Consider the following 12,317-nt stretch of genomic DNA (forward strand, 5'->3'; position numbering starts at 1 on the left):
CAATCACCTCAGGGTAGAGGGTTGAAGCGGATGTGGCGAGCGCGACGCCCGTACTCGGTCACAAGATGCACCGTTTTGCGGCGAGGGAGCTTGCTCCCGCTGGGGGAGTTTGGTGACCGCTTCGCAGTCAAGCGGGAGCAAGCTCCCTCGCCACAAAAAGCATTTATAGGAAAATGAAGACCTACGCCTGCGCGTCCGCCTCGGCCAGTTGCAACCACAATGCCGGGGTTCCGGCGGATTTGCTGATGATTTCCAGGCGCGCTGCGTGCTGTGCCAAATCGTCTTCACTGGCGCGAATGATGCGGGCCGGCTTGCGGTCGGCCGGCAGACGACGGATTTCAGTGGCGGAGTTGTCCGAGCCATCACCGGAGCCATTGCCGTCGGATGCATTACCGGCCAGGGATAGGCTGGTCTGGCCGCCGGTCATGGTCAGGTAGACGTCGGCGAGAATCTCGGAGTCGAGCAAGGCGCCGTGGAGTTCACGGCCGGAGTTGTCGACGCCATAACGCTTGCACAACGCATCGAGGCTGTTGCGCTGCCCCGGATGACGTTCCCGGGCCATCATCAAGGTATCGAGGATCGAGCAGTGTTGCGTGATGTCCGCACGTTCGTGCTGGCCCATCAGGGCAAATTCGTTGTTGATGAAGCCAACGTCGAACGCCGCGTTATGGATGATCAGCTGCGCGCCCTTGATGAACTCGAAGAACTCTTCGGCCACCTCGGCGAAACGCGGCTTGCCCACCAGGAATTCGTTGGTGATGCCGTGGACGCCGATGGCGCCTTCGTCACTTTCGCGGTCCGGTTGCAGGTAAACGTGAAAATGCCGGCCGGTCAGGCGCCGACCGATCAACTCGACACAACCGATTTCGATAATCCGGTGGCCGTCGGTCACCGGCATGCCGGTGGTTTCGGTATCGAGTACAACTCTTCTCTCACCTGACATTTTTAAACCTCAAACTACTTGACCTATGCAATGCCGCGCATCTTAACATGAAAAGAAAATTTCGCCCTTGCAGAGCGGGTGCAATGATGAAAGCGCCAACCTAAAAAAATTTCAACTCCGCCTAAACACTATATGAATTGGCTACCCTCGAAAGGATAGACCTAGGCACTCCATTAATGGGAAAGAAAATATTTAGGGAGCAACCTTACAAAAAATCAGACTGAAAATTAAACGGACATTAATTGTCCCCTCAACAACCCGGCGCTAAACATTAGCAAAACCTTCCCACACTGCAAAAACTGTCGCACAGCTAAGATCCCGCAAAATCCATACAAAAAAAACATTACCCAAAGTCATCGATTTTGGCGCACCCAATTAAACATTATTCCGGAGCAACAGCCCCTCCTTTTAGTTTTTTTAGCGTGCCCACGTCGACGATGGAAGACAACAGCATCAATGCACGTGTCGCAATACGCTTCGACAAACTCACAAAAAGCTTTGCAGAAATCTCACCGGCGTGAATCATGCCGTGTTAGCGACTTTACTTCTAATACAGAGCCTAAGGTTGTCGAATATCAGACAATTCCGGCCCCCGTATCCGCGCCTCGGCCCTTTCTATTACAGCATTTAACATTTCTTTGAGATGGGGAGATGATTTGCCATCGAACAGACTCAACTCCAACTTGGCAATTACTTTGTTTTGTACGGCCTGCTCCAGCGATATCTCCTGAGGCGTCACTTCTTTATTAACAACTTTAGCAACCCCGGTAACCTTATCAAACTTATTAACCTTAACAACCTTATTAGAATCGGGAATCCATCGAATCTTTGGCGGCCCCATCACTTCAGTTATCTGCAAGCGCAGACTTTTGAGTTCTTTGCGCGTAGGACCACTGAACGTCTGTACCTGCGTTGGTGTTCCGTTTGTTCTTGCAGTTCGAGCTGCGTCTCTAAAGGCACCACTTTTCATAAGCCGAATTACAGTACTCCACGCTCGACCATTTGGATCAACACGATTTATTGGGTCCCCCGCACAATATGCATATGTATTCATTCCCCCTTTCCCAAACGGACTCAAACTGTCCGGACTGTTAAAGCGCTTCAATACCGGATTAAACGCCCGATAACCATTGCCCAAAAAATAATGCCCTGTCACTGGGTCCGGCCATTCGCCATTGAAGCCAACCAAGCTAAGTAAGCCACCTTCCGGGGTACGGTGGCCGTAGGGAGAGTAAGCAAATGCCTGGCGGTCAGTAGGGCGCAAACTGTGCAGAACTGAGCGTTGCAGGTCGGTGGCGAGCAAGGTGGAACAGGTAATGCCGCAGTCCCGTTGTTTTTGCGCCAACAGGAAAAGGTCGTGCTGAAAGATTGAGCATTGAACCTTGTCCTGCACTAAAGTGGCCACTCGGGATTTGTTGTAAAAGATCTGGTTATTTGACAGCAACGTCGGTTGTGCTTGAACCAGGCGATCCAACGGATCATAGCGATAGCGGCATAGCAAAGTAGCGTTCATAAATAGCTCTTAACGAACGTAAATCGAACGTTTAAGCTCAACGAATTTTACCAGTCTGTCTAGCTAGCAGAACTGCTAGGTACAACATCCGCAACGCTCATTTCACCGGTGCAATCGCAGCAATACGGGCACGGTCACCGAGGCCTTTTAGGTAGCCCCATTTAGCCCCCACCGCGATGTCAGCGACGCGGTAATCAATCCTGCTTGTACCCGCGCACTTCATCCACGCCACGGTTGGCCAATTGGTCGGCCCGTTCGTTGCCATGATGGCCAATGTGCCCGCGCACCCATTTCCAAGTGACGTTGTGGCGGTTGACCTGTTCGTCGAGCAGTTTCCACAGGTCGGCGTTTTTCACCGGTTCTTTCGCTGCGGTTTTCCAGCCGCGCTTTTTCCAGTTGTCCATCCACTCATTGATGCCTTTCATCACGTACTGGGAGTCGGTCACCAGCAACACATCGCACGAACGCTTGAGCTCTTCCAGGCCGCGAATCGCGCCCATCAGCTCCATGCGGTTGTTGGTGGTGTTGGCTTCGCCGCCCCAGAGTTCTTTTTCAACGCCCTTGCACACCAGCAACGCGCCCCAACCACCGGGACCGGGATTGCCTTTGCAGGCGCCATCAGTGAACAGTTCTACGCTATCGCTCATGCCAATCTATCCAGAAAATGCGTGACCCGCCGATCGTTGACCGACGACGCCCGAAGCCGGGACTTGCCCGGCCGAAAAAAAAGAAAAATCACGGTTCGATATTACGGCGGTTGACCTTGGCCATCGGCAACGGAATCAGCTTGCCCATCGGTTCGCGGCGTTCCTGGCGGACCGGTCGCAGCCCTACGACGATCTTGCGCGCGACCAATAGATAGAAGCCGCCGCCGGACAATTGCCAGTCACCGGCCTTGCGCTCCCAACCGGCCAGACGGGTCTGCCAGGCAGGTGAAGCCAACGGCGGACGATAGCACCCGAAGCGGCGTTTCTCCAGCGCGAAGCCCAGCAGGTTCAGCCAGTCGGCCACTCGTGACGGCGAAATGCAGCGAGCCTTGCCCAACCCGTCATGAGCAAACACATGACGCAGTCCCCACGTGCTCCATGGATTGATGCCGATGATCAACAGATGCCCGCCGGGCCGTACGCTGCTCGCGGCTTCACGCAGCAAACCGTGGGGCGACAGGCAAAAATCCAGCCCATGCTGCAACACCACCACATCGGCGGCATGCTCGCTCAACGGCCAGGCTTGTTCCTCACAGACAATCTCGACCCCCGGCAACGGCGCGCCCAAGCGCACATTGCGCTGGACTTGCGGCGCCGACGGCGGGGCCTGGGCCGACGGTCCGTAATGCACCAGATAGCCGCCGAAGAATCGTCCAAGCTCCTCTTCGAGCATGCGCCGTTCTTCGTCCAACAAAAATTGCCCGATAGGACCGGACAGCCACTCGCGGGCCGCGCTGATCAATGCCAGCCAGTCAGGATCGGCCTGAGCGAACGCTTTATCGGTCATTGCATTCTCCAACGCGCCAGGAAGCTCTAAGATGCGCCATTGTTTTCCGCTTGGCGAATCCGACGATGATACAGATCACTGCCCTGCCCGCCTTCACCGACAACTACATCTGGTTGTTACAAGACCCCGACACCCGGCGTTGCGCGGTGGTCGATCCGGGCGATGCCGCGCCGGTACAAGCCTGGCTCGCGGCAAATCCGACGTGGGTGCTCAGTGATATTCTGATCACTCACCACCATCATGACCATGTCGGCGGCGTCCAGGAACTGAAGAAAGCGACGGACGCAAACGTCTATGGCCCGGCCAGCGAAAACATCCCGGCGCGGGACGTAGCCCTCAAGGACAATGATCGCATCAGCGTGCTGGGCCATGATTTTGATGTCATTGCCGTGCCCGGCCATACCTTGGGCCATATTGCCTATTATCACAGCGGCCTGCTGTTTTGTGGCGACACCCTGTTCGCTGCCGGTTGCGGGCGTTTGTTCGAAGGTACGCCACAACAAATGCACACCTCGTTGTCGCGCCTCGCGGCTCTTCCCGAGGATACGCGGGTGTACTGCACCCATGAATACACCCTGAGCAATCTGCGCTTCGCCGCCGCCGTCGAACCGGGCAACCCGGACACCCTCGGACGCCTGGCCACCGTCACCCGACAACGGGAAGCCGGGGTCATCACGCTGCCCTCCACCGTCGCACTGGAAAAGCGCACAAATCCCTTTTTACGTACCGGCGAAACATCCGTTAAAGAAAAAGCGGATGAACGGACCGGCACCGATAACTCCGCGCCCGATATGGTTTTTGCTGTTTTGAGGGCGTGGAAAGACACGTTCTGAACAGCTTGCACGATGGTCCTAAAACGCGCAAAGGTTGACCGCAAGGGGGGCGCTTTCTAGAATCGCCCGACATTTTTGCCCGGAACTTACTTCCAGCCAATGTCGTCATCCATACGTAAGTCCATCAATTCAGACGCATTGACCCGCTTGGCTCAAGCCATAGCGGTGGCTGTGTCCGCCACATTGGCGGGCTGCTCCAGCCACGCTCCGCAGACTGAAGCGACACATACGCCAAACATTGCTGCCCGCGCCAAGCAGAAGCCCGTTTGGCTCAGCGAAAAGCCTAGCCCGCAGATCCCGCAGGATGTCTGGGAGCGCATGCGCCAGGGCTTCCAGTTGCAGGACAACCTGGGCGTCAACCCGCGCATCGAGCAACAGCGCCTGTGGTTCGCCAGCAATCCGTCGTTCCTTGAAAACGCCGGCGAACGCGGCAGCCTCTACATTCATTACATCGTCGAACGCCTTGAAGAACGCAACATGCCGCTGGAACTGGCACTGCTGCCGGTGATTGAAAGCGCCTACAACCCGATGGCCTACTCTCGCGCAGATGCAGTTGGCTTGTGGCAGTTCATCCCGTCCACCGGGCGTTACTTCAACCTGCGTCAGACCCGTTTCTATGACGGCCGTCGCGACATTACCGCGTCGACCACCGCAGCGATGGATTACCTGACCCGCCTGCATGATATGTTCAACGGCGACTGGCTGTTGGCCCTGGCTGCTTACAACGCTGGCGAAGGCACGGTCAGCCGTGCCATCGAGCGTAACGAAAAGCTTGGCTTGCCGACCGACTACTGGAACCTGCCGCTGCCCGCCGAGACCCAGGCCTACGTGCCGAAGCTGCTGGCCCTGTCGCAAGTGGTGATGGCACCGGAAGCCTACGGGGTGAACCTCAACCCGATCGCCAACGAGCCGTATTTCCAGGTCGTCGAAATCAACCAGCGCATGGACCTGTCCAAGGTCGCCGCGGTGGCTAATATCGACGAAGACGAACTGTTCCAGCTCAACCCGGCCTTCAAGCAACGCACCACCATCGACGGCCCCCAGCATCTGCTGGTGCCTACGTCCAAGGCGCAATTGCTGACCACCAGCCTGCAAACCATGCGTCCGGAAGAGCTGATCAGCAAGAAGTCGCTCAAGCCAGTGTTCGACGGCGCAGACAACACGGCAGTGGCCAGTGCCAAACGCAACTATCGGGTCAAGCGCGGCGACAACCTGGGCTCCATCGCCAAGGCCAACAACGTCGACGTCAAGGATATTCAGCGCTGGAACAAGCTCTCGGGCAAGAACCTCAAGCCCGGCCAGACCCTGGTCTTGCAGGACACCAGCAAACGCAGCTCGGGTCGCGTCAACACCGTGGTCGCGGCCAACTCCAAGACCAAAACCAAGAAGTCGCAATCGCAGTACAAAGTTCAGCGGGGCGATTCGCTATACATCGTGGCCAAGCGCTTCAACGTTGAAATGCAGCACCTCAAGCGCTGGAATCCGCGTGTCGGCCAGGCGCTGAAGCCAGGTCAGATGTTGACGGTGTCCAACCCGCATTGATCTCAAAGCCCCTTCCGAGGGGCTTTTTTCTACCCGCCCATCACAACCTGTAGCCGCTGGCGAAACCTGCGTCCGGCTTCGCCAGCGGCTACAAAAAGGCATCCCGTCATTCGGCTTGCGTTAGAGCATTAACGGCGCATTAACCCCCCGTCTTTTTCCTGTCCATACAAGCTGTTACTGTACGGGCCACCAAGCCCAAGCCGCCCGGATCGGATTTCTTATTTGAAGCGTCCCCTGCTCCTGCTCCTGATCAGCCTGGCCTTGAGTTCCACCGCAAGCGCGACGATCAGCGAAAGCCATGGTTATGCGCAGTTCGGCACGCTCAAGTATCCGGCCAGATTTACCCACTTCGATTGGGTCAACCCGCAAGCGCCCAAGGGCGGTACGTTGCGGGTGATGGCGTTTGGCACGTTCGATACACTCAATCCTTATACCTTCAAGGGCACCAGTCCGGTTGCCACGCCGAACTTCCTGCAATACGGCATCAACGAACTCAATGAACCGCTGATGGTCGGCACCGGCCAGTACGCACCGTCGGGTGACGAGCCCACCTCCAGTTATGGCCTGATCGCCCAGTCGGTGGAGTACAGCGAAGACCGCAGCTGGGTGGTGTTCAACCTGCGCCCCGAAGCGCGCTTCCACGATGGCACGCCGATCACCGCCTACGACGTCGCGTTCTCCTACCGCTTGCTGCTCAAGGAAGGCCATCCGCAGTACCGCACCAATCTTCAGGAAGTGTTGCGGGTCGACATTCTCAACCCGCAGCGCATTCGGTTCGTGTTCAAGCGCGCCGGCAATCCTTTGCTGATCCTGCGTCTGGGCGAGTTGCCGGTGCTGCCGCAGCACTACTGGAAAGGTCGCGACTTCAAGGCGACCACCTTCGAGCCGCCGCTGGGCAGCGGACCGTATCGCATGACCTCGGTGACACCGGGCCGGCAGATCGTCTTCGAGCGGGTCAAGGATTACTGGGGCAAGGATCTTTCGGTCAACCGTGGCAAGTACAATTTCGACCGCATGGAGGTCGAGTTCTACCGAGACAGCGACGTCGCGTTCGAAGCGTTCAAGGCCAGCGAGTTCGACATCTACATCGAGCATCAGGCAAAGAACTGGGCCAATGGCTATGGCTTTCCGGCGATACGCCGTGGCGAGGTGATCAAGGCGCAGATCCCGCACCAGATCCCGACCCAGACCCAGGGCCTGTTCATGAACAGCCGCCGCGCGACGTTTTCCGAGCCGCGGGTTCGCGAAGCGCTGGGGTTGATGTTCGACTTCGAGTGGACCAACCGCACACTGTTCAGCGGCGCCTACAAACGCGCGATGAGTTACTACCCCAACAGCGAGTTCTCCGCCACCGGCCTGCCGGTCGGCCGCGAATGGCTAATGCTCAAGCCGTACCGCGAACAACTCCCCGCCCGATTGCTCACCGAAGCGTTCAACCTGCCGCAAACCCAGGGCCAGGGCATTCCTCGCGAAACCTTGCGCAAGGCCTTGAGCCTGCTCGCCGAGGCGGGCTGGAAGCTCAACGGCCAGCGTTTGCAGAACGCGGCCGGGCAACCGTTGCGCCTGGAGATTTTGCTGGTCAATCCGAACCTGGAACGCATCCTCCAGCCTTACGTCGAGAACCTCGCCAGCATCGGCATCGACGCCCGGCTGCGCACGGTCGATCGCGCCCAGTACAAACAGCGCCTCGACCAGTTCGATTTCGACATGATCCTGATGACCCTTAACCAGACGCTCAGCCCCGGCCTGGAACAGTGGCAGTACTTTCACTCAAGCCAGGTCGGGATCAAGGGCAGCAAGAACTACGCGGGCATTGCCAATCCGGTGGTCGATCACCTGCTCGAACAACTGCTCGCGGCCAAGACCCGCGATGAGCAAGTCGCCGCCGGCAAGGCCCTCGACCGGGTGCTGCTGTGGCAGCACTACATCATTCCCAACTGGTATCTCAATTATCACCGCCTGGCGTACCGCAACCGGTTCGCCTTCGTCACCACGCCGCCCTACACCCTGGGCTTGAGCGCGTGGTGGTTGAAGTCTTCGGAGAAAGATCGATGAACCCCATCAGCGCCCTGCTCTTGCAGGCCAGCGCCCTGTTGTTCGTCGGGCTGGCCAGTGCCGCCCCGCAACATGCGTTGACCCTCTACAACGAACCGCCGAAGTACCCGGCCAATTTCAAGCACTTCGATTACGTCAACCCGGACGCGCCCAAGGGCGGCATCTTTCGCCAGGCCGGCTTCGGCGGTTTCGACAGCCTCAACCCGTTTATCAGCAAAGGCGTGTCGGCCAACGATATCGACCTGATCTACGACACCCTGGCCAGGCAGAGCCTGGACGAACCCTTCACCGAATATGGCTTGATCGCCGGCAAGATCGAAAAGGCCCCGGACAACGACTGGGTGCGTTTCTATCTGCGGCCCGAAGCGCGTTTCCATGATGGCCATCCGGTGCGCGCCGAAGACGTGGTGTTCAGCTTCCAGACGCTGATCAAGGACGGTGCGCCGATGTACCGCGGCTACTACAACGACGTCGAAGATGTGGTTGCCGAAGACCCGCTCACCGTGCTGTTCAGGTTCAAGCATAAAAACAACCGTGAGTTGCCGTTGATCCTCGGCCAATTGCCGGTGCTGCCCAAACACTGGTGGGCAACCCGTGACTTCAACAAGGGCAACCTGGAGATGCCACTGGGCAGCGGACCGTACAAGGTCGCCGAAGTGAAAGCCGGACGCTCGGTGCGTTATGAACGGGTCAAGGACTATTGGGGCAAGGACCTGCCGATCAATCGCGGGTTCTACAACTTCGATGTGATGACCACCGACTACTACCGCGACAACACCGTGGCGCTCGAAGGCCTCAAGGCCGGGCAGTTCGATTACTGGCTGGAGATGACCGCGAAGAACTGGGCCAACGCCTACAACATTCCGGCGGTCACCGAGGGCCGGCTGATCAAGGAACAAATCCCCAACGGCAACCCCACCGGCATGCAAGGCTTCGTCTTCAACTTGCGCCGCCCGGTGTTCCAGGACGTGCGCGTGCGCCAGGCCCTGACGCTGCTGATGGACTTCGAATGGACCAACAAGCAGTTGTTCAACGGTGCCTACGCACGCACCCGCAGTTATTTCGAAAACTCGGAAATGGCCGCCACCGGCCTGCCGGACGCCGATCAACTGGCGATACTTGACCCGTTCCGCGGCAAGATCCCCGAGCAGGTGTTCACCGAGGCGTTCCAGAATCCGGTCACCGACGGCAGCGGCATGATCCGCACCCAGCAACGCAAGGCCTATCATCTGCTGCAAGAAGCCGGCTGGCGCATCGTCGATGACAAAATGGTCGACGCCACCGGCAAACCGGCGAGTATCGAATTCCTGTTGGCCCAGACCGAATTCGAACGGGTGCTGCTGCCGTTCAAGCGCAACCTGAGCGACCTGGGCATCGAACTGGTAATCCGCCGGGTCGATGTCTCCCAGTACGTCAACCGTGTGCGCTCCCGGGATTTCGACATGATCGTCGGCAGCTTCCCGCAGTCCAACTCGCCGGGCAACGAACAGCGTGAATTCTGGATGACCGCCGCCGCTGACAAGCCCGGCAGCCGCAACTCCATGGGCCTGAAAGACCCGGTGGTGGACCAGTTGGTCGAGCAACTGATCAACGCCGATTCGCGCAAAAGCCTGGTGGCCCACGCCCGTGCACTGGACCGCGTGCTGCAATGGGGTTATTACGTGATCCCCAACTGGCACATCAAGACCTGGCGCGTGGCGTACTGGAACCACATCGGCCATCCGAAGGTCTCGCCTAAATATGACATTGGCACCGCCACGTGGTGGGTCAAGCCCGATGCCAAACCGGCGATAGAAATCGAAACCAAATTGCAAGCCGACCCTGCGGGCACGGAGTAATCAGATGCTGGCGTATATTTTTCGGCGACTGCTGCTGATCATTCCGACCTTGTTCGGCATTTTGCTGATCAACTTCGTGATCATCCAGGCCGCCCCCGGCGGGCCGGTCGAGCAGATGATCGCCAAGCTAGAAGGCTTCGAAGGCGCCACCAGCCGCATTGCCGGCGGCGGTGCCGAAGTGTCGGTGGCCGGTTCCGCCTATCGCGGCGCCCAAGGCCTCGACCCGGCGCTGATCAAGGAAATCGAGCACATGTACGGCTTCGACAAATCGGCGCCGGAACGCTTGTGGATCATGGTCAAGAACTATGCCTCCCTGGATTTCGGCGACAGCTTTTTCCGCGATGCCAAGGTCATCGACCTGATCAAGGAAAAGATGCCGGTGTCGATCTCGCTCGGGCTGTGGAGCACGCTGATCATGTACCTGGTGTCGATCCCGCTGGGGATCGCCAAGGCCACGCGACATGGCAGCCACTTCGACGTCTGGACCAGTTCGGCGATCATCGTCGGCTATGCGATCCCGGCGTTCCTGTTCGCGATCCTGTTGATCGTGGTGTTCGCCGGCGGCAGTTATCTGGACTGGTTCCCGTTGCGCGGGCTGACCTCGAACAACTTCGATGAGCTGAGCATGGGTGGCAAGATCCTCGACTACTTCTGGCACCTGGCCTTGCCGGTGACCGCGTTGGTCATCGGCAACTTTGCGACCATGACCCTGCTGACGAAAAACAGCTTCCTCGATGAAATCAACAAGCAGTACGTGGTCACCGCCAAGGCCAAGGGCCTGACCAATCACCGCGTGCTCTACGGCCACGTATTCCGCAACGCGATGTTGCTGGTGATCGCCGGTTTCCCGTCGGCGTTCATCGGGATTTTCTTCACCGGTTCGTTGCTGGTGGAAGTGATCTTCTCCCTCGACGGCCTCGGCCTGATGAGCTTCGAAGCCGCGATCAACCGCGATTACCCGGTGGTGTTCGGCACGCTGTTCATCTTCACCCTGCTGGGTCTGGTGGTGAAATTGATCGGCGACCTCACCTACACCTTTGTCGATCCGCGCATCGACTTCGAAAGCCGGGAGCATTGAGATGAACCTGTCCCCTCTCAATCGCCGCCGCTTCGAACTGTTCAAGGCCAACAAACGCGGCTGGTGGTCGCTGTGGCTATTTTTGATCCTGTTCGGCGCCAGCCTCGGCGCCGAGCTGATCGCCAACGACAAGCCATTGGTGGTGCATTACGACAACGGCTGGTACTTCCCGGCGCTCAAGCGCTACCCGGAAACCACCTTCGGCGGCGAATTCCCGCTGGAGGCCAATTACAAGAGTCCGTACATCCGCGAACTGCTCAAGGCCAAGGACGCCTGGGTGCTGTGGGCGCCGATCCCGTTCAGCTACCAGAGCATCAACTACGACCTTAAAGTCCCGGCCCCGGCGCCGCCCTCGGCGGACAACCTGCTGGGCACCGATGACCAGGGCCGCGACGTGCTGGCCCGGGTGATCTACGGCTTTCGCGTTTCGGTGCTGTTTGCCCTGACCCTGACCGTGCTCAGCTCGATCATCGGCGTGATTGCCGGTGCACTGCAGGGCTTCTACGGCGGCTGGGTCGATCTGGCCGGGCAGCGTTTCCTGGAGATCTGGTCCGGGCTGCCGGTGCTGTACCTGCTGATCATCCTCGCCAGTTTCGTCCAGCCGAACTTCTGGTGGCTGCTGGGGATCATGCTGCTGTTTTCCTGGATGAGCCTGGTGGACGTGGTGCGCGCCGAGTTCCTGCGCGGACGCAACCTGGAATACGTCCGTGCCGCCCGGGCGCTGGGCATGCAGAATGGCGCGATCATGTTCCGCCACATCCTGCCCAACGCCATGGTCTCGACCATGACCTTCATGCCGTTCATCCTGACCGGCGCCATTGGTACGCTGACCGCTCTGGATTTCCTCGGCTTCGGCTTGCCGGCCGGCAGCCCGTCGTTGGGTGAACTGGTGGCCCAGGGCAAATCTAACCTGCAAGCACCGTGGCTGGGCATGAGCGCGTTTGCAGTGCTGGCGTTGATGTTGAGCCTGCTGGTATTCATCGGCGAGTCCGCTCGCGACGCCTTCGACCCGAGGAAGTGA

Annotated in this window: 10 protein-coding genes; 6 read left to right on the forward strand and 4 right to left on the reverse strand. The window is 58.6% G+C overall.

Going from position 1 to position 12,317, the window contains the following annotated elements; genetic code table 11:
* Nucleotides 1-181 precede the first annotated feature (181 nt).
* The 4 genes from dnaQ to ACNYC6_RS02015 form a co-directional block, all read right to left on the reverse strand.
* Complete coding sequence (gene dnaQ, locus ACNYC6_RS02000; RefSeq protein WP_419710839.1) at nucleotides 182-943, reverse strand: DNA polymerase III subunit epsilon; 762 nt, start codon at nucleotides 941-943, stop codon at nucleotides 182-184.
* 559 nt (nucleotides 944-1,502) lie between these two features.
* A complete protein-coding gene (locus tag ACNYC6_RS02005; protein ID WP_419710840.1) occupies nucleotides 1,503-2,456 on the reverse strand; it encodes an RHS repeat-associated core domain-containing protein in 954 nt (317 codons plus the stop codon).
* A gap of 194 nt (nucleotides 2,457-2,650) precedes the next feature.
* On the reverse strand, nucleotides 2,651-3,103 hold the full coding sequence (rnhA, locus tag ACNYC6_RS02010) for a ribonuclease HI (protein ID WP_347905878.1): 453 nt from the start codon (nucleotides 3,101-3,103) through the stop codon (nucleotides 2,651-2,653).
* 88 nt (nucleotides 3,104-3,191) lie between these two features.
* Entirely contained in the window at nucleotides 3,192-3,950 is a 759-nt protein-coding gene (locus ACNYC6_RS02015; RefSeq protein ID WP_419710841.1) for a class I SAM-dependent methyltransferase, read from the reverse strand.
* Nucleotides 3,951-4,015: 65 nt separating this feature from the next.
* On the opposite strand from ACNYC6_RS02015, the gene gloB reads away from it, so the two are divergent.
* The 6 genes from gloB (at nucleotide 4,016) to ACNYC6_RS02045 (ending at nucleotide 12,317) form a co-directional block, all read left to right on the forward strand.
* Nucleotides 4,016-4,783, forward strand: coding sequence for a hydroxyacylglutathione hydrolase (gene gloB, locus ACNYC6_RS02020; RefSeq protein ID WP_419712897.1), 768 nt, complete (start codon nucleotides 4,016-4,018; stop codon nucleotides 4,781-4,783).
* Nucleotides 4,784-4,882: 99 nt separating this feature from the next.
* Nucleotides 4,883-6,325 carry a transglycosylase SLT domain-containing protein gene (locus tag ACNYC6_RS02025; protein WP_419710842.1) on the forward strand — a complete coding sequence of 481 codons (1,443 nt, stop codon included), beginning with the start codon at nucleotides 4,883-4,885 and terminating at the stop codon, nucleotides 6,323-6,325.
* Between the two features lie 234 nt (nucleotides 6,326-6,559).
* A complete protein-coding gene (locus tag ACNYC6_RS02030) occupies nucleotides 6,560-8,380 on the forward strand; it encodes an extracellular solute-binding protein (protein ID WP_419712898.1) in 1,821 nt (606 codons plus the stop codon).
* On the forward strand, nucleotides 8,377-10,218 hold the full coding sequence (locus ACNYC6_RS02035) for an extracellular solute-binding protein (protein ID WP_419710843.1): 1,842 nt from the start codon (nucleotides 8,377-8,379) through the stop codon (nucleotides 10,216-10,218). The genes ACNYC6_RS02030 and ACNYC6_RS02035 overlap by 4 nt, the downstream gene beginning before the upstream one ends.
* Nucleotides 10,219-10,222: 4 nt before the next feature.
* On the forward strand, nucleotides 10,223-11,296 hold the full coding sequence (locus ACNYC6_RS02040) for a microcin C ABC transporter permease YejB (RefSeq protein WP_034146535.1): 1,074 nt from the start codon (nucleotides 10,223-10,225) through the stop codon (nucleotides 11,294-11,296).
* Between the two features lies 1 nt (nucleotide 11,297).
* Nucleotides 11,298-12,317, forward strand: a complete 1,020-nt coding sequence (locus ACNYC6_RS02045; protein WP_416127152.1) for an ABC transporter permease — start codon at nucleotides 11,298-11,300, stop codon at nucleotides 12,315-12,317.

The organism is Pseudomonas sp. NFX224 (genome assembly GCF_048565165.1).
GTDB lineage: Bacteria > Pseudomonadota > Gammaproteobacteria > Pseudomonadales > Pseudomonadaceae > Aquipseudomonas.